A 23,921-nucleotide genomic window follows, 5' to 3' on the forward strand; every position below is an offset into this window, starting at 1 on the left:
CGAGGGGTGAAGACGGCATGGGCCGCGGTCATGGCTGGGAGGGCGCGGTCCTCAAGCTGCTGCGCGCCAGGGATTTCACCTTCACGGTGACCGGCGCCGAGGACGTCACCCCGCACTACCGGCGGCTGCACCTCACCGACGGCGGCATGCTCGCGGCGACCGGGGTCCACCCGACCATGTGGGTACGCCTGTGGTTCGACGACGCGGGCAAACCGCGTCAGCGGGCGTTCACGCTCGTCGATCCCGACCCGGCGGCCGGGACCTTCGACCTGGAGTTCGCCCTGCACGAGGGGCGCGCCGGCGACTGGGCGCGGGCGGCCGCGCCCGGGGACACCATCGAGGCGACGGTCCACGGCACCGGCTTCGAGCGGCCCCGGCCCGACCCCTCGCGCGTCTTCGCGATCGCCGACCCGGCATCGCTTCCCGCCCTCAACTCCCTTCTCGACGCGCTGGATTCGGGACCGGCGACCATCTGGTTCGAGGGCACGCCGAGCGGCCTCCCCCTCCGCGTGGACCCGGCCCGGCACGAGGTGCGCCACGTGCCGCGGCTGCACTCCGGCGCGCACCTGGTCGAGGAAGTGCGCGCCGAACTGCCCGGACTGCTCAAGGCCGAGCCGGATCCATACGTCTGGATCGCCTGCGACACGACGACGACACGGGCACTGTCGTCGTACGTCCGCAAGGAAATGGCCGTTCCCCGGCAGCGGACGCATGCGCTGGGGTACTGGCGGGCGACGTAGCGGAACGTCCGGGCTCGGGCTCGGACTCACGTACGGACTTGGCGGACTTGCGTGCGGACCTGCGTGCGGAAGTGCACAGGGACTTGCTACGGACCTTGGCCCACGGAATTGCGCACGGACCTGCTACGGACCTTGCGTACGGAATTGCGCACGGACTCGCGTACGGCTTTCCAGGACCTCGTGAGTCGGGTGGGGGCGGGTGCCGTTCGACGGTCGCACGTCGCGCCCGGCTGCGCCCGGCAGGCGGTCGGGCGATCATCTACCCATGAACGTCACTCTTCACCTCGCCCAGGACCCCGAGGCCGACGAACTCCTCGGCCGCAGTCCGCTCGCCGCGCTGATCGGGATGCTGCTGGACCAGCAAGTGCCGATGGAGTGGGCGTTCAAGGGCCCGTCGACCATCGCCCAGCGGCTGGGCACGGACGACCTGGACGCGCACGAGATCGCGGCGAACGACCCCGAGGCCTTCGCCGCGCTCCTGTCGGAGAAGCCGGCCGTGCATCGCTACCCGGGATCGATGGCCAAGCGGATCCAGCAGCTGTGCCAGTACCTCGTCGAGCACTACGACGGGGACGCGAGCGCGATCTGGCAGGGTGTCGAAACCGGGCAGGAACTGCTGAAGCGGCTGGAGGCCCTGCCCGGGTTCGGCAAGCAGAAGGCGCAGATCTTCCTCGCGCTCCTCGGCAAGCAGTTCGACGTACACCCCAAGGGGTGGCGCGAGGCCGCGGGCGCCTATGGCGAGCCGAAGTCCTTCCGCTCGGTGGCGGACATCACCGGCCCGGAATCCCTGGCCAAGGTCCGCGCCCACAAACAGGAGATGAAGGCGGCGGCCAAGGCGGCGAAGGCCTCCGGCCGGTAGGCCCCGGGTGTTTTTCACCCCCGCCCGCCGACCCCGCCGTGTCCACCGCTCGGCTCATCCCAGTGGCGGGCGCCCCCGGGCCGTTCACAGCATGGGTCATGACCGAGCCACCGAGCGGCTCCCCCTGGGGCCCGGAGTACGACGACGACCGCCACGTGCACGCCGCGAAGGAGGCGCGCGCCCCCACGGTCGAGCCCGAGGGCCCCCTGCACTTCCTCTCTCGCGCCACCTGGCAGACCGTCCTGGTCGCCGGCATCGCCGCCCTGGTGCTCGGCGTCCTGGTGCTGATCTGGCCGGGCGCCTCGCTCCTCGTCGCGGGAGTGCTCTTCGGCCTCTATCTGATCTTCAGCGGCGTTCTGCAACTCGTCGCCGCCTTCGGCACCCACGCGGCGACGTCCCTCCGTGTGATGGCGTTCATCAGCGGCACGCTGTCCATCCTGCTGGGCCTCTTCTGCTTCCGGGGCGCGATGCAGTCGATCCTGCTGCTCGCCCTGTGGATCGGCATCGGCTGGCTGTTCCGCGGCATCACCCAGACCATCGCCGCCGCCTCCGACCCGAGCGTGCCGGCCCGCGGCTGGCAGGTCCTCCTCGGAATCGTCAGCTTCCTCGCCGGAATCGTGCTGATCGCGTCCCCGTTCGAGTCGGTCGCCGTCCTCACCGTCGTCGGCGGCTGCTGGCTCGTCGCGGTCGGCCTCGTCGAGATCATCATGGCGTTCCGGATCCGCTCCGGCGCCCGGGCCGTCCCCCACATCGTGTGACCGCTCCCCGACGCCGCCCGGCGTCCCCGGACGTCAACCCGGCGACCGCCGGGTACGCCAACAGGGCGGATCTCCCGGCAGACCCGATGAACCACCGGCCCCCGGTGGGGAGATGACGTCTTATGAGCCCCGCTCCGCGCCACCCGCACCCGCTGCGCCGGTGCGCGCGAGCGCGGGGAGGGGCTCCTTCGAGTGCCTGGCTGCGGATTCTCATCGTGCTCATCGTCGCGATGCTCGCCACGGGCGCACACCCCGAGGTGTTCGCCACGTCCGCCGCCACCACCACGGCCACCGCCGGATCGGGCACCGCCGAACACGACGTACTCGACACGGCCCTGCGACCGCCCACCCGCCAGGCACACCGTCCTCTCACCGCCCTGGGCCCCGACGCGGGCCACACCGAGCGGGAGGCGGGCCCCCGCCCCGTACGGGCACCCGCACCAAGCTCGTGCTCCCCCGCCCTGCACGCCCTGCGCTGCGTGGTCCTGCGCTGCTGACGGACCCGGCTTCCGGACCGGTCCCTCACCAGCGAACACAAGGACACCCCCCCATGCCCAACGACCCCTACGCGGTGCTGCGCGCCCTGCTGCGCGCGGAAGCCGTACGCAACGCACCGAAGCCGGACCACCGCCCCGAGCCGGACGGACAACCGTCCGACCGGCACCTGTCGGACGGACAACTTCCCGGCGGACCAGCGCCGATCACACCCATCAAGGAACACGGCCGCGACTGATCACGGAAGGCGACCGCTTCTTCCCCTTCACCGGGAGGGAGTGGTCGCCCCTCACACCGGACGGAGCGGGCGCCTACCGCCGGCGCCGCGCCGTCCCGAAGAGCGACCTGGTGATCTCCCGCCCGATCTGCGTGCCGACGGACCGGGCGAGCGACTTGAACAGGCCGCTGCCGACGACCTGCTCGACCATCGACTCCACGTGCCTGTCCTGCTTGGGGCGCCCCTTCGAGGGGGCGGGTGCGGCCGGCGGCGCCGCCTCCCGCGCCGTCAGCTTCTCGTACGCCGACTCCCGGTCGACCGCCTGCGCGTACCGCCCGTACAGCGGCGACCCCTTCACCGCCTGATCCAGCGCCTCCGCGTCGACCGGCCCCATCAGGGACCGCGGCGCCCGGAGCCGCGTCACCGCGACCGGCGTCGGCGCGCCCTTATCGCTCAGCACGGTGACGACGGCCTCCCCGGTGCCGAGCCCGGTGAGGAGCTCCTCCAGGTCGTACCCGGAGTCGGGGAAGGTCTTCACGGTAGCCTTCAGCGCCTTCTGGTCGTCCGGGGTGAAGGCCCGCAGCGCGTGCTGGACACGGTTGCCGAGCTGGCCGAGAACGTCGGCGGGTACGTCCTTCGGGGTCTGCGTCACGAAGAAGACGCCGACTCCTTTCGAGCGAATGAGCCGGACGGTCTGTGTGATGGAGTCCAGGAAGGCCTTCGAGGCGTCGTCGAAGAGCAGATGGGCCTCGTCGAAGAAGAACACGAGCTTGGGTCTGTCGCAGTCGCCGACCTCGGGAAGGTCGTGGAAGAGGTCGGCGAGCAGCCACATCAGGAAGGTCGAGAAGAGCTGCGGCTTGTCCTGCACCTCGGGGAGTTCGAGGACGGACACCACGCCGCGCCCCTCGGACGTCGTACGCAGCAGTTCGCCGGTGTCGAACTCCGGCTCCCCGAAGAACGGGCTCATGCCCTGCGCCTCGAAGGCGGTGAGGGAACGGAGGATCACGCCGGCCGTGGCGGTGGACAGTCCGCCGAGGCCCTTCAGCTCCTGCTTGCCCTCGTCCGAGGTCAGAAAGGCGACCACCGCACGCAGGTCCTTGAGGTCGACCAGTTCCAGGCCCTTCTGGTCGGCGTAGTGGAAGATCAGGCCGAGCGACTGCTCCTGGGTCCGATTGAGCTGGAGCACCTTGGACAGCAGCACCGGGCCGAAGCTGGTGACCGTGGCCCGTACGGGGATGCCGTCGCCCATGCCGCCGAGCGCGTAGAACTCGGCGGGGCACCCGGCGGGCGTCCACTTCTGGTGGACGTCCCGGGCGCGCTCCTGGACCCTGTCGTTCGACACGCCCGGCGCCGACACTCCCGACACATCGCCCTTGATGTCGGCGAGGAAGACGGGCACCCCCTGGGCCGACAGCTGCTCGGCGATCAGCTGGAGGGTCTTGGTCTTGCCGGTGCCGGTGGCGCCCGCGACCAGGCCGTGCCGGTTGAGCATCGGCAGCGGTATGCGGATCTGCACGTCGGGCAGGCACTGCCCGTCCCAGAGCAGGGCGCCGAGATCGAGAGCGGGGCCGGAGAAGGCATACCCGGAGGCGATCTCCAGGGCCTCCTGGGGGAGAGCGGGAGCGCTGCCGGCCTTCTCGGGAGCGATGGCGCAAGCCGTCTTGGGGGCGGTGGCCGGGGCCGACCGTGGATCGGTGACGGCAGGACCAGTCTCGCTGTCGCTCATATCAGGCCCCTGTTCCCGATTTGCGCGGATTTACGGCGTGAACGGCGTCTTTTCCAGCGTCGCACTCCGGCGCCATGGCTGCGCCCGGAAGGTCTTGACCGGTAGGCTTTCCGTGTGATCTTCAAGCGCATCGGAAACGGACGGCCGTACCCCGACCACGGCCGGGAAAGCACCCGGCAGTGGGCGGACGTCGCGCCGCGCCCGGTCCGCCTCGATCAGCTCGTGACGACCAAGGGCCAGCTCGACCTGGAAACACTGCTCGCCGAGGACTCGACGTTCTACGGCGACCTCTTCGCGCACGTCGTGAAGTGGCAGGGCGACCTGTACCTGGAGGACGGCCTGCACCGCGCCGTCCGCGCCGCGCTCCAGCAGCGCCAGGTCCTCCACGCACGTGTGCTCGAGCTCGACTGACAGGCCCGCTTTCCAAGGCTCGGTTCACCGAGCCTGACCCGGGGTTGGCCCTTTCGGGTTCTCCTGGGCGGTATCCAATGATCATCTAGTAGGCATTGCTGCCCGGGCGCACTACGCTGCGCCCATGAGCATGCTCACTCCCCCTGGCATGGGCGGCCAGTATCGGATCACGGGGGACAAGTACCCGCGGATGCGCCGACCCAAGGGGCGCCGGAGGCTCGTGTTCCTGGTCGTCGCCTCCGTCACCGCCCTAGGGCTGATCGGGTGGGGGACCCTGCAGCTCATCGACGTCTTCACGGGCGGCGGCGACAAGGCCACGGCGGCGGGCTCCAAGGGGAACTGCCCGTCCAAGGCCGGCCCGTCGGCCGAGGCATCCACGGCGTCCACAGCGACCACCGCCCTGCCCGAGCCCGGCCAGATCACGGTGAACGTCCTGAACGCCACGCCCCGCAGCGGGCTCGCCAAGGCGACCGCGGACGAGCTGAAGAAGCGCGGCTTCAAGATCGGCGATGTGGGCAACGCGACGGCCGCGTACGACAAGAAGGTGGACGGCGCCGGGATGCTGCTCGGCGCGAAGGCGGCCTACGCGGCCGCCCTCCCCGTCCTCAACACGCAGCTCGCCGGCGCCGAACTGAAGACCGACGGCCGCGAGAAGGCCGACGAGGTCGACCTCATCATCGGCACCGGTTTCAAGTCGCTGACGAAGAAGGAGGACGCCGACAGGGCCCTGGCCGTCCTGGCCAAGCCCCGGTCAACGCCCTCCACCTCGCAGAAGAGCTGCTGAAAGCCTCGTCCTGGGAGTTTCGTAGACCGTCCTCGTAAAGGGGCTACTCGGCAGCCCCGTACATCCGGTCCCCCGCGTCTCCGAGGCCCGGCACGATGTAGCCGTGCTCGTTGAGGCGCTCGTCGACCGAGGCCGTGACGACGGTGACCGGCGTGCCCGCCAGTTCACGCTCCATGACCTCGACGCCCTCGGGTGCGGCGAGGAGGACCACGGCGGTGACGTCGTCGGCGCCGCGCTTGATCAGCTCCTGGATCGCCGCGACGAGCGTGCCGCCGGTGGCCAGCATCGGGTCGAGAACGTACACCTGGCGCCCGGAGAGGTCGTCCGGCATGCGGGTGGCGTACGTGGAGGCCTGGAGCGTCTCCTCGTTGCGCACCATGCCCAGGAAGCCCACCTCGGCGGTCGGCAGCAGCCGGACCATGCCGTCGAGCATGCCGAGACCCGCCCGCAGGATCGGCACGACGAGGGGGCGCGGGTGGGAGAGCTTGACACCCGTGGTCGAGGCGACCGGGGTCACGAGGTCGACCTGCTCCGTGCGCACGTCCCGCGTGGCCTCGTAGGCGAGCAGGGTGACCAGCTCGTCGGCGAGGCGCCGGAAGGTCGCGGAGTCGGTGCGCCGGTCGCGCAGGGTGGTGAGCTTATGGGCGACCAGGGGGTGGTCGACGACGTGGAGACGCATGTCGACAACAGTAGCCGGGCCCGGGGTGCCCGCCACTGCCCCGCCCGCTTCGGACAAAAACCCTTGCCCCGCGCGACGCCGCCCGTCAAGCACCCGCCCGCTCAGTCACCCGAATGCTGGCATCAAACCGTCCGGCAGAGGGAAAGTGGGAGGGACGGACCTGGGGTGGTGGCCTATGCGGAACCAGGAAGAGGAGTCCCCCGAGCAGGTGGAGACCGACGCCGAGCGCAGGAGGCGCCGCGCCCAGTTCCTGCGGGAACTGACCGAGGCACGCGAGCTGCGCGACCGGGTCCAGCCCCGCCGCGCCAAGGCCGCCCGACTGCGCCACGCCATGCGCATGCGCACCTTCCGCTGGTAGCGCGCCCGCCCGGACCGACGGCGCACACGCCCCGAGCCGGTGCCCCGCCCGTACCAACCCGATCCCCCACCCGTGCCGCGCGAGCCCGTGTCTGGGCCGGGAGGTGCGTACGAGGCGCCGACAGCCGCGTACGATCCGCTGTTAGCGATCAAAAGAGGCAGACACAGCAGGCCGAAGACGTCCCCTGAACGCTCTGTTTCTGCCACGATTCCGAGTGGGTGGGGCTCGGAGAAACACTCCCCGCCCACAGCCTCCGCCGGGGGGACCCCCAACCGGCACGCCTATGACCAGTGGGAGAGTCACGGTGTACTTCGCCGCACTGCTCGCGCGCACCGAAGACGGGTGGGAAGCGAGCGACACAGAGCTCGACGATGTGGAGACCCTGTCGGATCTGACCGACCTGGCCCGTGAAGCCTCGGACGAGGACACGGTGCTCGTGCTCATCGAGCAGGAGGACGCGTGGTTCGGCGTCGTCCGCGTGGACGGCGAGGAGGACCCTCGTATCTACGTCTCGGACGCCGCCGCGGCTGCCCGCAGCTCGTACGGCGAGATCCTGCTCACGGACGAACTACTAGGACGGGAGCCCGGCGACGACGACGCCGACCTGGACTCCCTCGACCTGGACGGCACGGAGGACGGTGAACCCGAGGACTCCGACGAGGACGAGGAGGAGGAGACCGCGTCCGACGAGGCCGTTTCGCACAGCCCCGTCGGGGACCGCGACATCCTCGCGGACCTCGGAGTGAGCGAGAAGGAACTGCTCGCCCTGGACGAAGGCGACGCGCTCAGCACGATCGCCGACGCCCTGGGAGCGGCGGAGGTCCTGGAGACCGTCCGCTAGGGCCTGGAAGTCTCCGGGGAGCTTCCGCGAGTCCCTGGAGATCTCTCACCAGGCCCTGAAGACCTTCCGCTAGGTTCCCCGGGTGAGCACGACCGAGGAAACTCCACAGCCCGATCCTGCCGATCCGGTACGCGACCGCTGGCGGGCCGCGATGCGGCTCGCCCTGGACGAGGCCCACCTGGCCGTCCGGGGCGGGGATGTTCCCGTCGGCGCCGTCGTGCTGTCCGCGGACGGTACGACGGTGCTCGCGACCGGGCACAACGAGCGCGAGGCCACCGGCGATCCGACGGCCCACGCCGAGGTTCTCGCGCTGCGCCGGGCCGCCGCAGAGGTCGGTGAGTGGCGGCTGACGGGCTGCACGCTCGTCGTCACCCTGGAGCCCTGCACGATGTGCGCGGGTGCGCTCGTGCAGTCCCGGGTGGACCGGGTCGTCTACGGCGCCCGCGACGACAAGGCGGGCGCGGCCGGCTCCCTCTGGGACCTCGTACGCGACCGGCGGCTCAACCACCGGCCCGAGGTGATCGAGGGTGTCCTCGCCGGCGAGTGCGCGAGCCTGCTCACCGACTTCTTCCGCGACCGCTGATCATCGGGGCTGTTTCCGCGACCGCTGATCGTCGCCGCTGATCACCGGAGCTGCTTCCACGGCCGCTGATCGTTGATCATCCGGGTCACCGAAACGGATTTCAGACCACGGCCCACCTTGGGGTAGGGTCTCCCTCGGTAGCGTGTCCGAGCGGCCGAAGGAGCTCGCCTCGAAAGCGAGTGTGGCGCAAGTCACCGAGGGTTCAAATCCCTCCGCTACCGCTTGAGAAGGGCCCCGTCGAGAGACGGGGCCCTTTGTGCGTCCGGCAGTCGCGCGAGTGCGCGCGAACAGTCGCCCGGGTGCACACGAAAGCCCCGGCGCCGCTCGCGCCGGGGCTTTCGCGCACCCGATCCCGGGGGCTCCCGCACCCCATCAGGACGGGGGAGGCGGCATCGAGGGGGACAAGCCGCTTCCCCCGATGGAGAAGGACCCACAAGTCCGCGCCGCTGTCTGGGGGAAGCCTGCGGCGGGGACCCCGCAGTGGGATCCGTCCCGGCCCAGCGGATTCCTGCCGATTCCGCCGGGCTCACCATCCATCCTGGGCCCGACGGCGCCCGGATCGGCCCGGCAAAAGGCCTCGACCAGCGGGCCGTTGGTCCTTAAAAGCGGCGTGAAGGTTACACTCACCGCCGGCAACAGGGGGCCCACCGGGCGCAACAGTCACAGGGAGGCCGCGATGGCGGTGAATTCGAAGAAGATCGCCGTCTACGTGCTCGTGGTCTTCGCGCTCTACGTGATCATCACGGATCCGGCCAAGGCTGCTGATTACGTCCAGATAGGGTTCGAAGGCATATCGAACGCCGCTCAGGCCATCGGAGACTTCATGACCTGGGTCGCCGACGGAGCCAAGAACTGAGCCGGAACCCAGCCGGCGCAGAGCCCGAACCGAGCCGGCGCCGTGCCCGAAGCGAGCCGGCGCCGAGCCGACGGGGCAGAGACAAGAACCGCACCACCAGGGAGTGTCCGTGATCCGCCATCTGGTCCTCTTCAAGCTCAACGAGGGTGTCGAGCGCGACGACCCGCGTGTGGTCGAGGGCGTGGCCGCCTTCCGCACGCTCGGCGACCGGATCCCCGAGCTGCGCTTCTGGGAATGCGGCTGGAACATCACCGACCGGCCCATCGCGTACGACTTCGCGATCAACTCCGCCGTCGACGACACCGACGCCCTGAAGCGGTACTTGGAGCACCCGGCGCACCAGGCGGGCGTCGCACTGTGGCGGGAGTTCGCGACCTGGGTGATCGCCGACTATCCGTTCTGACCCTTCCGGGCCGCACCGTTTCGAAGCCTCTGGCCGCCACCGGCCAGGGGTTTTTTGTGCCTTACACCCCAACTCTCCCTCAACACGGTGTTATGCGGTGCTTGCACACAGTGCACATGTCTTGTGATGCTATGACCGCTTTTGACGGATGAGTTGATCACGGATGAGTTGACGGATCCCAGAGGTGGAGTTGACCGTGCCGGCCAGTACTGCGCCTCAAGCACCGCCACACGAAGTCGCACCGGCAGTCGCACGGGACGTCGTGCAGGAAGTCGCGCCGGAGCAGGCCTCGCCCGAACGCCGCCGCGGTGCCGAAACCCGGGCCCTCACCCAGGTGCTCTTCGGTCAGCTCAAGACGCTGGAGCCGGGCACCCCCGAGCACAACCGCGTACGCGGGGCCCTCATCGAGGCCAACCTCCCGCTCGTCCGGTACGCGGCCGCCCGCTTCCGCAGCCGCAACGAGCCCATGGAGGACGTCGTCCAGGTCGGGACCATCGGACTGATCAACGCCATCGACCGCTTCGACCCCGACCGGGGTGTGCAGTTCCCGACCTTCGCGATGCCGACCGTGGTCGGGGAGATCAAGCGGTACTTCCGGGACAACGTCCGCACCGTCCACGTACCGCGCCGGCTGCACGAGCTGTGGGTGCAGGTGAACAGCGCGACCGAGGACCTGACGACCGCCTTCGGGCGCTCGCCGACGACCGCCGAGATCGCCGAGCGGCTGCGTATCGGCGAGGACGAGGTGCTGTCCTGCATCGAGGCGGGCCGCTCGTACCACGCGACATCCCTCGAAGCGGCCCAGGAGGGCGACGGGCTGCCGGGACTGCTCGACCGGCTCGGTTACGAGGACCCGGCACTCGACGGGGTCGAACATCGCGACCTCGTACGGCATCTGCTCGTACAACTGCCCGAGCGCGAACAGCGGATCCTTCTCCTGCGCTACTACAGCAATTTGACGCAGTCACAGATCAGCGCGGAACTGGGAGTCTCCCAGATGCATGTGTCAAGGCTGCTCGCCCGCAGTTTCGCGCGTCTTCGATCCGCAAACAGGATCGAGGCGTAACCGCTGAGAGCGAATCGCTCAGCGGCGCCTTTTCCGACAGTTCAGTACTGAAAAACCGTCAGACCCCCTCTTTCCAGGGCCGATTCACCCCCTCCATGTCGACATGTCACTACAGCGTGTTGCCGACATGTGACATTCTTCCGGAAGCGCGTTTGCCGCGGCCTCGCCTCCGGTATTCAGGTGGAGGCTGCGTTCCTCCGACGGGAGCGACTGCCGCGACCGTCCGCGACCCAAAGGGGGTGGCATGTCCGCAGACCAGGGCAGCTCGAAGGTGCTCACGCTCATGAAGAGCGAGTCCGCGCCCGACGCGCTTCACGATGTCCCGGCCCTTCCGGCCCCCGACGCCGTCCCGGCCTCTCCGGCCCCCGAAGCCGTCCTCCCGGCCCCCGAATCCTCGGGCGCCATCGACACCCGCACCCTGTCCCGCTCCCTGTTCCTGCGGCTGGCCGCACTCGGCGAGAACAGCCCGGAGCGCGCCTACGTCCGGGACACGCTCATCGAGCTCAATCTCCCGCTCGTCCGGTACGCGGCCGCGCGCTTCCGCTCCCGCAACGAGCCGATGGAGGACATCGTCCAAGTGGGCACGATCGGCCTGATCAAGGCGATCGACCGCTTCGACTGCGAACGCGGCGTGGAGTTCCCGACGTTCGCGATGCCGACGGTCGTCGGCGAGATCAAGCGGTTCTTCCGCGACACCTCGTGGTCGGTGCGCGTGCCGCGCCGCCTCCAGGAGCTGCGGCTGGCCCTCACCAAGGCCAGCGACGAGCTCTCGCAGAAGCTGGACCGCTCCCCCACGGTCGGCGAACTCGCCGCGGTCCTGGGCGTGTCCGAGGAGGACGTCGTCGACGGCCTCGCCGTCGGTAACGCGTACACGGCCTCGTCCCTCGACTCCCCCGCCCCCGAGGACGACGGCGGCGAGGGCTCCCTCGCGGACCGCCTCGGCTACGAGGACACGGCCCTGGAGGGCGTCGAGTACCGCGAGTCCCTCAAGCCGCTGCTCGCCAAGCTGCCGCCCCGCGAGCGCCGGATCATCATGCTCCGCTTCTTCGCGAACATGACCCAGTCGCAGATCGGCGAGGAGGTCGGCATCTCCCAGATGCACGTCTCCCGGCTGCTGACCCGCACGCTCGCGCAGCTGCGGGAAGGGCTCATCTCCGACTGACCGCCCCACGCAGGCTTCATAATTGACGGGGCGTCAGCCACACTGGCGCGATGCGTCGAGAGTCGATACGTGGTCGCCGAGGTGCCCTTGTGGGTGCCTCGGCGGCTGTGCTGTGTCTGGGTGGCGTGCTGGCCGCGTGCGGGGGTGGCGGGGGTGGCGACGGGTACGTCGCCGTCGGGGCCGCGGGGGGTTCGCCCGGGGGACCTGGGGCGGTGGTGGCCCCCTCGGGAGACGTGTCACTGATGCCGCTCGAGGGCGGGGGTGACGCGGCCCTCGACTCCAAGGGAACGGACGCTTCCGGGAGTTCGGGCTCCGGGGAGACGGCCTCAGGTCCCGGCTCCGAATCCGGTCCGGCCTCCCGAGAGACGACTTCGGGCTCCGGCGATCCGGCCGACGGAAGCGGTACGTCGACGTACCCGTCCGGTGACGGCAACTCCGGGCCCACGAGCGGGGGTTCGAACGGTGGTCCAGGCGGGACTTCGGGGCACGCGTCCGCGACGCCGACCCCGACGGCGTCAGGGTCCACGGCGAGCCCCGGGCCCGCTGTGCTCAGCGTGGGCACCCCCTCGCGCGAGGCCACCGATCAGCGGTGGTGCGAGAAGGTGACCGTCTCGTTCCGCAACACGGGTGGTACGGCCGTGCGTTCGGGCACGGTGACCTTCGGGACGCACATCATCGGAGCGCTCGGGATCGACTGGGCGACGATCGAGTCCACCGAAGACCTTCCCGCGCCGATCACCGCCGGCACGAAGAAGGACAAGACCTGGACGGTGTGCGTCGACGCGTGGCGCGTGCCGCTGGGCATGCACATCGAGACGCGGGACGTATCCGTCCGGTGGAAGTAGGGCTTCGCCCCGCACTCAGAGCCGTACGACTTCGCTCCGCCGTGGCCACTTGAGCGCGAGCCGAGCCACTCGCCGGGCTTACTTGAGCGCGAGCCAAGCCACCGCGGCCACGACCAACACGGCGACGACGACGCCGACGATCAGGCCGATACGGGGCCCCGCGGGGGCGGCCGCCTGCTGCTGCTGTCGGCCCTGGGGGGCCTCGTCCACGAACGCACGGAACATCTGGGTGCTACCCGCGGGGTCGTAGTTGCCCTCGGGGCCCTGGGTGTTTGCCATGGAGCAGGACACTAGCGAATGCGCAGGGACTGCCCAAGTGCGGGGGCCACCGGGACTCGGTGATCCTGGCCGCGGCTTTCCAGCGATCTCCCCGCCAGACCGCCCCTCCCACCTGCAAGTTTACGTTTACCAATGCTTGCCTTTGCCAAGTTTTTAGCCCTGCATGCCCTTTTTAGTTTGCCTGCGGCAACCAACTTATTTATGGTTGCCCTAAGCAACGAATACGGGAGGTGTGTGATGGCCGAGCAGGCGCAGTACGAGGAGCTGGCTCGTCAGCTCAGCGCCATCGGTGCCGTGAAGCGGGACATGGGGCGGATCCTGCCGCCCGACTGCCCCGGAGGCTCCGCTGCCGTGCTGACGCTGCTCGGCCGGTACGGCGAGATGCGGATGAGCAGGCTCGCCGAGTTGCTCTCCGTGGACATGTCCGTGACCAGCCGCCATGTCGCGCACGTCGCGGACCGGGGCTGGATCGAACGGTCCCCCGACCCGGCCGACAAGCGCTCACGCATCCTGCACCTGACCGCCGCGGGCCAGGAGCAGCTCGACGAGCTCTCCCGGCGCACGACGCGGCTCCTCGCCGACCGGCTGAGCGACTGGTCCGACCACGAGGTCGGGCTGCTCATCGCGCTCATGGGCCGGCTGCGGGAGAGCTTCGGCGACTGCCGTGCCACACCGCGGCCGCCCCACCCGCACCCGTATGCGACAGCGCATCCCGAACTGACCACCCGTACACCCGCTTAAGCACGTAAGAAAAGGAAGCCCATGGCAACGACCACACCAGCCGGTGTGCGGGGCTCTCACGCCAAGCACGGAGGCGCCGCCGACGGCGCTCCGATGACGCACCGGCAGATCATGGAGGCGCTCTCCGGGCTGCTGCTCGGCATGTTCGTCGCGATCCTGTCGTCGACGATCGTCTCCAACGCGCTCCCCAAGATCATCGGCGACCTGGGCGGCGGCCAGTCCGCCTACACCTGGGTCGTCACCGCCTCGCTGCTCGCCATGACGGCGACCACACCCCTGTGGGGCAAGCTCTCCGACCTGTACAGCAAGAAGGCGCTCGTACAGATAGCCCTGATCATCTACGTCCTGGGATCCGCTGCCGCGGGTCTGTCGCACAACGCCGGCATGCTCATCGCCTGCCGTGTCGTGCAGGGCGTCGGCGTCGGCGGTCTGTCCGCCCTCGCGCAGATCGTGATGGCTGCGATGATCTCCCCGCGTGAGCGTGGGCGCTACTCCGGCTACCTCGGTGCGACGTTCGCCGTCGCAACCGTCGGCGGCCCGCTGCTCGGCGGTGTCATCACCGACACGAGCTGGCTCGGCTGGCGCTGGTGCTTCTACGTCGGTGTGCCGTTCGCGGTCATCGCGCTGATCGTGCTGCAGAAGACCCTGCACCTGCCCGTGGTGAAGCGGGATGTGAAGGTCGACTGGGGCGGCGCGTTCTTCATCTCCGCCGCGGTCTCCCTGCTGCTCCTGTGGGTCACCTTCGCCGGTGACAAGTACGACTGGATCTCGTGGCAGACGTACGCGATGGTCGGCGGCGCGGTCGTCCTCGGGCTGCTGTTCATCCTGGTCGAGTCCAAGGCGAGCGAGCCGATCATCCCGCTGCGGCTGTTCCGCAACCGCACCATCACCCTCTCCTCTCTCGCGTCGCTCTTCGTGGGTGTCGCGATGTTCACCGGCACGGTCTTCTTCAGCCAGTACTTCCAGCTGGCCCGCGACAAGTCCCCGACGATGTCGGGCGTCATGACGATCCCGATGATCGGCGGCCTGTTCATCTCCTCCACGGTCTCCGGCCAGATCATCACCAAGACCGGCCGGTGGAAGTACTGGCTGGTCGCCGGTGGCGCCCTGGTGACCGCGGGCCTGGGCCTGCTCGGCACGATCCGCTACGACACGACGTACTGGCACATCGCGATCTTCATGGCGCTGCTGGGCCTCGGCATCGGCATGATGATGCAGAACCTGGTGCTGTCCACACAGAACCAGGTGGCCCCGTCCGACCTCGGCGCGGCCAGCTCCACGGTGACGTTCTTCCGTTCCCTCGGCGGTGCGATCGGCGTCTCCGCGCTCGGCGCGGTCATGGCCAACCGGATCACCGACTACGTCAAGGACGGTCTGACCGACCTCGGCCCCAAGTACGCCAAGCTGGCGTCCGGTTCCAGCTCCAGCAGCATCCCGGACATGGACAAGCTGCCCAAGCCGCTGCGCACCGTGATGGAGAGCGCGTACGGCCACGGCATCGCGGACGTCTTCCTGATCGCCGCCGGCATGGCGCTGATCGCCTTCCTCATCGTGCTGTTCATCAAGGAGGTGCCGCTGCGCACCTCGGGCGCGCTGGCCCAGGCCGCGGAGGCCAAGGCGGAGGTCGCTGCTCCGGCCGCTGCCGAGACCCCGGCCGCCGTCGAGGAGAGGGTCCCGAGCTGGGCCGTCGCCGTCACCGAGACGGGCCCCCAGGGAACGCAACCGTTGGCGGCAGCCGCCACGGCGACGAAGGAGAGCGGCCCGATGCCCTTGTCCGGCGGAATCCCGGTACGCGGTTACGTCCGCGGCGCGGAGAGCGCGCCCGTGCCGCAGGCCGCGGTCACGCTGATCTCGCTCGCGGGACGGCAGCTGGGCCGCTCGGTCGCGCAGGCCGACGGTTCCTACGCGGTGGACGCGCCCGGCGTCGGGTCGTACGTCCTGATCGCCTCCGCCGACGGCTTCCAGCCGCAGGCCTCGACGATCGTCGTGAACGACGAGCCGGTCGCGTACGACATCCTGCTGAGCGGCACGAGCGGGCTGAGCGGTGTCGTCCGGGCCGCCGCCTTCGGCACCCCGGTCAAGGACGCCATGGTCATCGTGACCGACGTCCGCGGTGACGTGCTGGCCACCGGGACCACCGGTGAGCAGGGCGAATTCACCTTCGCCGAACTGGTGCCGGGTGTCATGACGGTCGCGGTGAACGCCGCGGGCCACCGGCCGCGGGCCCTGCCCGTCGAGGTCGGCGGCGCCGGAGTCACCCGCATCGAGGTCGAACTCGACTCGGGCGCCCAGGTCCAGGGTGTCGTACGGGCACCGTACGGCCCCCTCGCGGACGCCCGCGTGACGCTGGTGGACGCGGCGGGCAACGTGATCGGCACGGCCAGGACCGGCACGGACGGCGCGTACGCCTTCACCGACCTGGACACCGGCGAGTACACGGTCATCGCGACGGGCTACCCGCCGGTGGCGACGGCCCTGACCGTGGGCGGCCGCGGAGTCGACGACCACGACATCGACCTCGCCCACCCCGGCGAGTAGTCCGAGCCCCGGCCCGTGGGGACGCGCGCACTCTGAGCGGAGGTGCGCCCCCCACGGGCCGGTTTCATTGCGACCAATTTTTCATGCATTGCAGGGAGAAAACGGGATGGGACTGACCGCACGCATCCGCACGCGGGACGGGTGGGCCGTGTCGCACGCGGTCGTCACGGTGACCGACATGACCGGTACACAGGTGGTGCGCGCCGAGGCGGACAACGAAGGAGCCGTGCACGACACGACCGCCCTCGCGCCCGGCGCGTACACCGTGATCGTCACCGCGGTCGGGTACGCCCCCGCCGCGTCCAGCGCGATCGTCACGGCGAGCGGCCGGGCCGAGGTCGGCAACGTGACCCTCGCCCGCCAGGGCGGCACCGAGCTTCCACCGCCCGGCCCCTGGACCATCGACCCGGCGCACTCCTCCGTGGGTGCGGTCGCCCAGCACCTGGGCATCTCCAGCGTGCACGGCCGCTTCACGGACTTCGCGGGCTCGATCGAGATCGCCCCCGACGAGGTGGCCAAGTCCCGCGTGGAGGCGGTGATCCAGGCCGCCTCCATCGACACCGGCAACGGCATGCGCGACGGGCACCTGAAGTCCCCGGATTTCCTGGACGTCGGCACTTACCCGCAGATCACGTACCGCTCGACGGGGCTGGCCCCGGCCGGTTCGGACCGCTGGACGGTCCATGGCGAGCTGACGATGCACGGGGTGGTGCGGCCGGTCGACCTGGACCTGGCCTACCTCGGCACCGGCGCCGACCCTTGGGGCGGCACCCGCGCCGCGTTCCGCGCGACCGCCGAACTCCACCGCGAGGACTTCGCCATGAACTACAACCAGGTCGTCCAGGCTGGCATCTCGGCCATCGGTACGACATTGAAGGTGGAGCTGGACATTCAGGCGGTGCAGGGGGAATCGCTGCCGCAGGCGTGAGCGTAGGCACGGCAGGGTCAGCCTGGGCGGGCCACTGTGCCCCTAGGCTGCACCCATGGCACCGAACATCGCGACGAACACCTCCGTATCCCGCGACGAACTGCTGGACTTCGTACGCCCCCGCCACCGCGCCATCCTCCTCACCCGCCGGGCCGACGGCAGCCCCCAGGGCTCGCCCCTGACCTGCGGAGTCGACGACTCGGGGCGCATCGTGGTCTCGACCTACCCCGAGCGCGCCAAGACCCGCAACGCCAAGCGGGACGAGCGTGTCAGCCTGATCGTGCTGAGCGACGAGTGGAACGGGCCGTGGGTCCAGATCGACGGCACGGCGGAGGTCGTCGACTCCCCCGACTCGGTCGAGCCGCTCGTCGAGTACTACCGCAATATCGCCGGCGAGCACCCGAACTGGGACGAGTACCGCGAGGCGATGCTCAAGCAGGGCAAGTCGATCATCCGGGTCACCCCGGAGCGGTGGGGGCCGGTGGCGACCGGGGGCTTCCCGGCGCGGCTCGCTCCGCAGGAGTAGGAGCGGCTTCTTCGCCCCCTCCGCCCCTGCCCGGTCCCGTACTTGGGGGCTGAGCCCCCAGGACCCCCCTTGCGTTGTTCTGTCGGGGCGGGCCGGTGGGTTGTCCGCGCAGTTCCCCGCGCCCCTTTTGGGGGCGGGGGGGGCGAAGAAGGCCGTCCCTCAGCCGCGCTGGACCATCGTCTCGATGCCCGCGATGAGCATCTCCAGGGCGAAGGCGAAGTCCCGCTCGCGCATCTCCTCGACCGTGTCGCCCCCGCGCGCCTCCATCAGATCCGCCGCGCTCTCGAGGTTCGCAGCGAACTGCGGCTGTTCGCTGATGGTGCTCATGGCCTGGCGGAAGTACTCGTCCTGGGACATGCCCGCGGAGGCGCACCGCTGCACGAAGTGCCCCTCGATCGTGCCGAAGCCGTACACGAACTGGAAGACGGCGGAGAGCGCGCCCATCTGGCCGTGCGGCGGCAGCCCCGTGTTGCCGACCACCTGCTGCACACGGAGCGAGAAGGCCATGGAGTGCGGGCCGATGTTGAGGAAGTTGCCGATGAGCGGGGACACCCAGGGGTGGCGCACCAGCAGGGCCCGGTAGCCGACGGCGAGGGAGCGCAGCTGATCGCGCCAGTCCTCGCCGGACTCGGGATCCGGCAGCTCCAGTTCGCCGAAGACCGCGTCGAGGGCCAGTTCGAGCAGATCGTCCTTGGTGTCGACGTACCAGTACACGGACATCGCGGTGACGTTCAATTCGGCGGCCAGCCGGCGCATGGAGAACTTGGCCAGCCCCTCCGCGTCCAGCAGCCGCACCGTGACCTCGGTGATCCGCTCCCGGTCGAGTCCCGACGGCTGGCCGCCACCACGGGCCGCACCGCCCCGGTGGGCCTTGCCCTCCAGCCAGACACTGGTCCGCGCCGGACGCTTGGCCCTGTCGGCTGCCCTCACCATGGCGCACCTTCCTCGGAAATCGGACTGCGGGGCGGGCCGGAATTCCCCGGTCCGCCTCCCTGATGATGCTAAGCGGGCGTTACGCGGAAACCGCCATCGCGGAGTCTGCCCTCTCCGCCCGCCGCAGCAACGCCGCCGCGACCAGTCCACCGAGTAGCACCGCCACCGCACCCACCGACTGGCTGCTCTCCAGGCCCGACGAGAACGCGTCGGTGATCCGTCCCCGCTCCTCGTCCGAGCCGGCCGAGGCGAGCGCGGCGGGAAGCGAGCTCGCCGCCACCGGAATCAGTGCCGCGAACCGGGAGTTGAGGACGGCACCGAGGACCGCTACGCCCAGCCCGTTGCCGAACTCGGCGAGCGTGCCGTTGATGCCCGCGCCGACGCCCGCCTTCTCCCGCGGGGTCGCGCTCATGATGGCGTGCGCCACGGCGGGGTTGGCCATGGCGCACCCCGCGCCGATCAGCAGCAGGCCGAGCAGCGTGCCGCCGTACCCATGCGTCGCGCTGTCGGAGAGTGTCGCGATGGACACCAGCCCCGCCGACATCAGCATCATGCCGAGCGCGATCGACGCCGGCGAGCCGAGCCTCGCCGTCCACTTCGCCGACAGGCCGGAGAAGTTCAGCGCCACGACCGACAGCGCGAGCGGCGCCGCGCGCAGTCCGGCCCCCAACGGGCCGCACCCGAGGACGAATTGGAGGTGCCGGGCGAGGAGGAACAGCGCACCGCCCATACCGAAGGTGATGAGCACCGCACCCGCGACCGCTCCCGTGAAACGCCGGTCCCGGAAGCAGTGCAGGTCGGGCATCGGGTACGGAATCCGGCTCTCCCAGTAGGCGAACGCGGCCGGCACCGCCACGGCGACCCCCGCCGTGACCAGCACCCGTCCCGACGTCCACCCGTGCTCGGGGCCCGAGATGATCGCGTACACGAGCGCGGTCATACCGATGGTGGAGAGCAGCGCGCCGAGGAGATCCGGGCGGTCACCTCGCCCCGGGGGTCCGGGGGTTGCCCCCCGGGAAAACGCAGCCTTCGACTCCGGTACGAGGGCCATCACCGCGCCCAGCCCCAGCGCCGCCACCGGCAGATTGACCAGGAAGATCGCGCCCCACCAGAAGTGGTTCAGCATGAAGCCGCCGAGGAGGGGGCCTGCGGCGAACCCGAGCGCGTTCACGGCGCTCCAGATGCCGATCGCCTTCGGGTGCTCGTCGGGCGTGAAGATCTGCGTCGCGACGGCGAGGATCGTGGTGAGCAGCAGCGCTCCGCCCACGCCCATGCCCGCCGGGCATGCTGTACACCGCAGAACAGTTCCCATACGGCGCACAACGCGATATTCGGCACCGTACGAAAGCGGCATGCGGCACCGTACGAAAAGGGCGGTGGCCCGGAGCGGGATCGCCCCGGGCCACCGCCCTGTGGAAGGAACCGTCAGCTGCTGCTCGTCGGCTGCGTCAGGTCGTAGAAGGTGGCTGAACCGACTGTCACCTTCTTGAAGTTGGCCGTGACCCACGAGCCGATCTGCGAGGAGGTGCCGGAGTTGCCGCCACCGCCCATGCCGCCGCCCGAGATGAAGTAGTGGATCCTGCCGTCCTCCACGTACTTCTTGAACTGGGCCAGTGTCGGGGACGGGTCGGTGCCGTTGAAGCCGCCGATCGCCATCACCGGCTTGCCGGTGGCGAGCTGATAGCTCGCGGAGTTCTGAGAACCGATGGCCGCGGCAGCCCAGGTGTAGTCCTCGGCGTTCGTCTCCAGCAGCTTCTTGGCCGCGGAGCCGACACTCGCGCCGTTGAGCAGACCGCCCACGCCGCCACCGCCCATGCCGCCCTCGCCCATCGCGCCACCGCCGGGCATGCCACCCTGCTGGTTCTGGCCCTGGGTGTTGCCGTTGCCCTGCTGGTTCTGACCGGGGAAACCGCCGGTACCGCCGGTCGGGGGCTGGCCCATGCCGCCACCCTGCTGGGTGTTGCCGTTGCCGTTCTGCTGGTTCTGGCCGCCACCGGGGAAGCCACCCCGCATGCCACCGCCGCCGGGACCGCCACCTCGGCCGCCCATCATGCTCGCGCCCGCGGGACCGGCCGTCACGATGGAGCCGGTGTGCCCGGTGTTCACGGTGGAGAGCGTGTACGCCGTCGGGCCCGCGATCGAGGCCACGAAGCTCAGCCCAATTGCCGCGAGCGCCAGTTGACGGCCCAGCCTGGCCGCGAAGATCAGACCGAGGGCGCCGGCCAGACCGCCGATGAGGACCAGCCACTTCAGCCAGGGCAGGTAGTCGGGGGTGCGGTTGAGCAGGACGTATCCCCAGGCCGCGGTCGCGGTGACCGAGGCCGCGAGGGTGAGCGAGGCCCAGATCCTGGACCGCTCCTCCCACAGGACCGTCACGCCCATGCCGACCACGGCCGCGATGTAGGGGGCCAGGGCGATCGTGTAGTACTGATGGAAGATGCCCGCCATGTAGCTGAAGATGACCGCGGTCATCAGCAGCGCGCCGCCCCAGGCGAGGAACGAACCGCGGGCCAGGTCGGTCCGCTTGGCCTTGCGTGTGAGCACGAGCCCCGCGGCGAGCAGGATCAGCGCGGCCGGCAGCAGCCACGAGATCTGGCTGCCGATCTCCGAGTTGAACATCCGGTCCCAGCCGGTCTCGCCCCACTGGCCGGTGCCGCCGCCCCCGCCACCGCCGCCGACGCTGCCGGTCTCGTCGCCGTTGATGCGGCCGAGGCCGTTGTAGCCGAAGGTCAGCTCGAGGAAGGAGTTGTTCTGCGAGCCGCCGATGTACGGGCGGGAGGACGCGGGCCACAGCTCCACGATCGCGACCCACCAGCCGCCGGCGACGACCATCGCGACCGCCGACAGGGCCAGCTGGCCGAACCGCTTCTTCAGCTTCACCGGCGCGCAGACCGCGTACAGGACCGCTAGCGGCGGCAGGATCAGGAAGGCCTGCAGGGTCTTCGCCAGGAAGGCGAAGCCGACCGCGACGCCCGCCCAGACCAGCCACTTCGTGCGGCCGTCCTCAAGACCGCGGATCACGCAGTAGACGGTGACGGTCATCAGCAGCGCGAGCATCGCGTCCGGGTTGTTGAACCGGAACATCAGCGCGGCGACGGGAGTGAGCGCGAGCACGGCGCCCGCGATCAAACCTGCCGCTGGGCTGAAGCGGCGCCGGACGGCCGCGTACAGGACGCCGACCGTGGCCACGCCCATGAGCACCTCGGGAACGAGGATCGCCCACGAGTCGAGGCCGAAGATCCGCACCGACAGGGCCATCGGCCACAGCGACGCCGGGGGCTTGTCGACCGTGATGGCGTTCGCCGAGTCGAGCGAGCCGAAGAACATCGCCTTCCAGCTCTGGCTGCCGGCCTGCACGGCCGCGGAGTAGAACGAGTTGGCGTACCCGGAGGCGATCAGGTTGTACAGGTACAGCACCGCGGTGGCGAGCAGCAGGCCGAGGAAGGCGGGGCGTGCCCAGCGCGGGTCCTCGGGCCGGCCGCGCCAGACCCGGCGCGCGAAGGGCTGCTCGGGATCACCGGTGCCAGGGGATGGAACGGGGGGCGCGGCCGGCACGACCGGCTGGTGCACGGCTGTGGCTCCCTGCGTATCCGGCGGCCCCCAGGAGGGATTCCCGCCCTGCGTGTCCGGTGGTCCCCAGGAGGCACTCCCGCCCCCCTGATGGCTCGTATCGGGCTGAGTCGTCATCGTGCGTTCCTCGGATCGTGATCGTGCGGGCGCACCGCCTGCAACTGCATGGTCGAGTCCCCCCAGGTGCGGTCCGCGGCTTCACCGGCGCGGAACTGGGCTGTGTCGTAGGAAGAGGTGTCGTACGGGGACGGGGACGCCGCCGGGCGCTGGGGCAGCGGCGGATGCGCGGCGTGCGCGTGCGAGGCCTGGGCGTGCGGGGCCGTCGCGTAGGTGGGCGAGGCCGGGTTGTACGGGGCCACGACCTGCGACGGCGTCTCGCCCTGCCGGTCCGGGAAGACCCAGGCGCGGAAGAGCAGGAACCGCAGCACCGTCGCCGCGAGGTTGGCGGCGATGAGGACCGCCAGCTCGGTGGAGTGCGAGGGGCTGGTCGTCGCCGCGTTCAGGGCGGCGAGCGAGCCGCTGGTGAGGGCGAGACCGATACCGAAGACGACCAGGCCCTGCGCCTGGTGCCGGATGGCACTGCCCCGGCCGCGTACGCCGAACGTGAGCCGCCGGTTGGCCGCCGTGTTGGCGACCGCCGACACGAGCAGGGCGAGCGCGTTGGCGACCTGCGCCCCCGAGAACGACCGGAAGCCGCTGTAGAGCAGCAGATAGAAGAGCGTGGACAGACCGCCGACCACGCAGAACCCGACGAGCTGGCGGGCGAGTCCCTTGGGCACGTCGGTCAGGTCGCGGTCGCGCGGGTCGTCCCCGAAGGGCCGGGCGAGCCGGTCGAGCGGCAGCGAGCCGGTGGCGAGAGCGCGTCCCACCCGCCACACCCCCTTGAGGTCGTCGGTCGCGGTCTTCACGATGTGCACCGTCGAGTCCGGGTCGTCGACCCAGTCGACCGGCACTTCGTGGATGCGCAGTCCGGCGCGCTCGGCGAGCACCAGCATCTCGGTGTCGAAGAACCAGCCGGTGTCCTCGACCAGGGGCAGCAGCACCTGGGCGACATCACGGCGGATCGCCTTGAAGCCGCACTGCGCGTCCGAGAAGCGGGCCTGCAGCGAACCGCGCAGGATCAGGTTGTACGTGCGGCTGATGAACTCCCGCTTGGCGCCGCGCACCACCCGCGAGGAGCGGGACAGCCGGGAGCCGATCGCGAGATCCGAGTGACCGGAGATCAGCGGAGCCACCAGCGGCAGCAGCGCGTTGAGATCGGTGGACAGATCCACGTCCATATAGGCGAGGACCGGGGCGTCCGAGGCCGACCACACGGTCCGCAGCGCCCGGCCGCGGCCCTTCTGCTCGAGCCGGAAGGACGTGACCTCCGGGATCTCCGCCTCCAGCCGCGCGGCCACCTGTGGGGTGGTGTCCGTGGACGCGTTGTCCGCGACGGTGATGCGGAACGCGTACGGGAACGTGCGCTTGAGGTGCTCGTGCAGTCTGAGCACACATGGCTGGAGGTCCTTCTCCTCGTTGTAGACGGGGATCACTACGTCCAGGACAGGCGTACCGGCGTCTCCGGCCGGGAGGTGCTCCCGCGCCGGCAGGTTGCCGGGAGAAGAGTCGGTTCGCATGCGA

General features: G+C 70.2%; 25 protein-coding genes, 1 tRNA gene and 1 pseudogene. 20 read left to right on the forward strand and 7 right to left on the reverse strand.

Annotation, left to right across the window (positions count from 1 at the left end; all coding sequences use genetic code 11):
• The first annotated feature begins 17 nt into the window (after window positions 1–17).
• From ACIBK0_RS22865 to ACIBK0_RS22885, 5 genes are all read left to right on the forward strand, one after another.
• Window positions 18–740, forward strand: a complete 723-nt coding sequence (locus ACIBK0_RS22865) for a siderophore-interacting protein (RefSeq protein ID WP_399082800.1) — start codon at window positions 18–20, stop codon at window positions 738–740.
• A gap of 265 nt (window positions 741–1,005) precedes the next feature.
• Window positions 1,006–1,599 (forward strand): HhH-GPD-type base excision DNA repair protein, encoded by a 594-nt coding sequence (locus ACIBK0_RS22870; protein ID WP_399082803.1) that lies wholly within the window; start codon window positions 1,006–1,008, stop codon window positions 1,597–1,599.
• Between the two features lie 98 nt (window positions 1,600–1,697).
• Window positions 1,698–2,357 carry an HdeD family acid-resistance protein gene (locus tag ACIBK0_RS22875; protein ID WP_399082806.1) on the forward strand — a complete coding sequence of 220 codons (660 nt, stop codon included), beginning with the start codon at window positions 1,698–1,700 and terminating at the stop codon, window positions 2,355–2,357.
• 122 nt (window positions 2,358–2,479) lie between these two features.
• Complete coding sequence (locus ACIBK0_RS22880) at window positions 2,480–2,854, forward strand: hypothetical protein (protein ID WP_399082809.1); 375 nt, start codon at window positions 2,480–2,482, stop codon at window positions 2,852–2,854.
• 53 nt (window positions 2,855–2,907) lie between these two features.
• Entirely contained in the window at window positions 2,908–3,090 is a 183-nt protein-coding gene (locus ACIBK0_RS22885; RefSeq protein WP_399082812.1) for a hypothetical protein, read from the forward strand.
• Between the two features lie 73 nt (window positions 3,091–3,163).
• On the opposite strand, the gene ACIBK0_RS22890 is transcribed toward ACIBK0_RS22885, so the two are convergent.
• Window positions 3,164–4,795 (reverse strand): helicase HerA-like domain-containing protein, encoded by a 1,632-nt coding sequence (locus tag ACIBK0_RS22890; protein ID WP_399082815.1) that lies wholly within the window; start codon window positions 4,793–4,795, stop codon window positions 3,164–3,166.
• A 114-nt stretch (window positions 4,796–4,909) separates the two neighbouring features.
• Here ACIBK0_RS22890 and ACIBK0_RS22895 point away from each other — a divergent pair, with 114 nt between their 5' ends.
• Together ACIBK0_RS22895 and ACIBK0_RS22900 are read left to right on the forward strand one after the other, a co-directional pair.
• Window positions 4,910–5,206 carry a type II toxin-antitoxin system VapB family antitoxin gene (locus ACIBK0_RS22895; protein ID WP_003999914.1) on the forward strand — a complete coding sequence of 99 codons (297 nt, stop codon included), beginning with the start codon at window positions 4,910–4,912 and terminating at the stop codon, window positions 5,204–5,206.
• A 148-nt stretch (window positions 5,207–5,354) separates the two neighbouring features.
• Window positions 5,355–5,990: a LytR C-terminal domain-containing protein gene (locus ACIBK0_RS22900; RefSeq protein ID WP_399083258.1), complete on the forward strand. Its 636-nt coding sequence runs from the start codon at window positions 5,355–5,357 to the stop codon at window positions 5,988–5,990.
• Window positions 5,991–6,033: 43 nt separating this feature from the next.
• On the opposite strand, the gene upp is transcribed toward ACIBK0_RS22900, so the two are convergent.
• Complete coding sequence (gene upp / locus ACIBK0_RS22905) at window positions 6,034–6,669, reverse strand: uracil phosphoribosyltransferase (protein WP_399082818.1); 636 nt, start codon at window positions 6,667–6,669, stop codon at window positions 6,034–6,036.
• A gap of 175 nt (window positions 6,670–6,844) precedes the next feature.
• On the opposite strand from upp, the gene ACIBK0_RS22910 reads away from it, so the two are divergent.
• From ACIBK0_RS22910 to ACIBK0_RS22950, 9 genes are all read left to right on the forward strand, one after another.
• A complete protein-coding gene (locus ACIBK0_RS22910) occupies window positions 6,845–7,027 on the forward strand; it encodes a hypothetical protein (protein WP_399082821.1) in 183 nt (60 codons plus the stop codon).
• 304 nt (window positions 7,028–7,331) lie between these two features.
• Window positions 7,332–7,868, forward strand: a complete 537-nt coding sequence (locus ACIBK0_RS22915) for a hypothetical protein (RefSeq protein ID WP_399083261.1) — start codon at window positions 7,332–7,334, stop codon at window positions 7,866–7,868.
• 151 nt (window positions 7,869–8,019) lie between these two features.
• Window positions 8,020–8,451 (forward strand): tRNA adenosine(34) deaminase TadA, encoded by a 432-nt coding sequence (gene tadA, locus ACIBK0_RS22920; RefSeq protein ID WP_399083264.1) that lies wholly within the window; start codon window positions 8,020–8,022, stop codon window positions 8,449–8,451.
• Window positions 8,452–8,587: 136 nt separating this feature from the next.
• A tRNA-Ser gene (locus ACIBK0_RS22925) sits at window positions 8,588–8,672 on the forward strand.
• 455 nt (window positions 8,673–9,127) lie between these two features.
• Window positions 9,128–9,307: a hypothetical protein gene (locus ACIBK0_RS22930; RefSeq protein WP_327429955.1), complete on the forward strand. Its 180-nt coding sequence runs from the start codon at window positions 9,128–9,130 to the stop codon at window positions 9,305–9,307.
• Between the two features lie 109 nt (window positions 9,308–9,416).
• A complete protein-coding gene (locus tag ACIBK0_RS22935; protein ID WP_399082826.1) occupies window positions 9,417–9,710 on the forward strand; it encodes a Dabb family protein in 294 nt (97 codons plus the stop codon).
• A gap of 196 nt (window positions 9,711–9,906) precedes the next feature.
• Window positions 9,907–10,776 (forward strand): RNA polymerase sigma factor SigF, encoded by an 870-nt coding sequence (locus ACIBK0_RS22940; protein ID WP_399082829.1) that lies wholly within the window; start codon window positions 9,907–9,909, stop codon window positions 10,774–10,776.
• A gap of 244 nt (window positions 10,777–11,020) precedes the next feature.
• Window positions 11,021–11,938 carry an RNA polymerase sigma factor SigF gene (locus tag ACIBK0_RS22945; protein WP_399082832.1) on the forward strand — a complete coding sequence of 306 codons (918 nt, stop codon included), beginning with the start codon at window positions 11,021–11,023 and terminating at the stop codon, window positions 11,936–11,938.
• 554 nt (window positions 11,939–12,492) lie between these two features.
• Window positions 12,493–12,783: a hypothetical protein gene (locus tag ACIBK0_RS22950; RefSeq protein WP_399082835.1), complete on the forward strand. Its 291-nt coding sequence runs from the start codon at window positions 12,493–12,495 to the stop codon at window positions 12,781–12,783.
• 78 nt (window positions 12,784–12,861) lie between these two features.
• Here the strand turns inward: ACIBK0_RS22950 and ACIBK0_RS22955 are convergent, their stop codons facing one another.
• Window positions 12,862–13,062: a hypothetical protein gene (locus tag ACIBK0_RS22955; RefSeq protein ID WP_399082838.1), complete on the reverse strand. Its 201-nt coding sequence runs from the start codon at window positions 13,060–13,062 to the stop codon at window positions 12,862–12,864.
• A 237-nt stretch (window positions 13,063–13,299) separates the two neighbouring features.
• On the opposite strand from ACIBK0_RS22955, the gene ACIBK0_RS22960 reads away from it, so the two are divergent.
• The 4 genes from ACIBK0_RS22960 to ACIBK0_RS22975 all read left to right on the forward strand — a co-directional run bounded on the left by ACIBK0_RS22960 (window position 13,300) and on the right by ACIBK0_RS22975 (window position 17,795).
• Window positions 13,300–13,803: a MarR family winged helix-turn-helix transcriptional regulator gene (locus ACIBK0_RS22960; RefSeq protein ID WP_399082841.1), complete on the forward strand. Its 504-nt coding sequence runs from the start codon at window positions 13,300–13,302 to the stop codon at window positions 13,801–13,803.
• A gap of 21 nt (window positions 13,804–13,824) precedes the next feature.
• A complete protein-coding gene (locus tag ACIBK0_RS22965) occupies window positions 13,825–16,341 on the forward strand; it encodes an MFS transporter (RefSeq protein WP_399082844.1) in 2,517 nt (838 codons plus the stop codon).
• Between the two features lie 106 nt (window positions 16,342–16,447).
• Entirely contained in the window at window positions 16,448–17,269 is an 822-nt protein-coding gene (locus ACIBK0_RS22970) for a YceI family protein (protein WP_399082847.1), read from the forward strand.
• 55 nt (window positions 17,270–17,324) lie between these two features.
• Window positions 17,325–17,795 carry a PPOX class F420-dependent oxidoreductase gene (locus ACIBK0_RS22975; RefSeq protein ID WP_399082850.1) on the forward strand — a complete coding sequence of 157 codons (471 nt, stop codon included), beginning with the start codon at window positions 17,325–17,327 and terminating at the stop codon, window positions 17,793–17,795.
• 159 nt (window positions 17,796–17,954) lie between these two features.
• Here ACIBK0_RS22975 and ACIBK0_RS22980 read toward each other — a convergent pair whose 3' ends face one another.
• The 4 genes and pseudogenes from ACIBK0_RS22980 to ACIBK0_RS22995 form a co-directional block, all read right to left on the reverse strand.
• Complete coding sequence (locus ACIBK0_RS22980) at window positions 17,955–18,728, reverse strand: TetR/AcrR family transcriptional regulator (protein WP_399082853.1); 774 nt, start codon at window positions 18,726–18,728, stop codon at window positions 17,955–17,957.
• Window positions 18,729–18,807: 79 nt separating this feature from the next.
• Window positions 18,808–20,016 (reverse strand): annotated as a pseudogene (locus ACIBK0_RS22985) (MFS transporter); the annotation flags it as partial.
• A 137-nt stretch (window positions 20,017–20,153) separates the two neighbouring features.
• Entirely contained in the window at window positions 20,154–22,415 is a 2,262-nt protein-coding gene (locus tag ACIBK0_RS22990) for an ArnT family glycosyltransferase (protein ID WP_399082857.1), read from the reverse strand.
• Window positions 22,412–23,917, reverse strand: coding sequence for a glycosyltransferase (locus ACIBK0_RS22995; protein WP_399082860.1), 1,506 nt, complete (start codon window positions 23,915–23,917; stop codon window positions 22,412–22,414). Before ACIBK0_RS22995 ends, ACIBK0_RS22990 begins: the two co-directional genes overlap by 4 nt.
• Window positions 23,918–23,921 lie beyond the last annotated feature (4 nt).

Origin of the sequence: Streptomyces sp. NPDC050564 (genome assembly GCF_044457265.1) — a bacterium.
Taxonomy (GTDB): domain Bacteria; phylum Actinomycetota; class Actinomycetes; order Streptomycetales; family Streptomycetaceae; genus Streptomyces.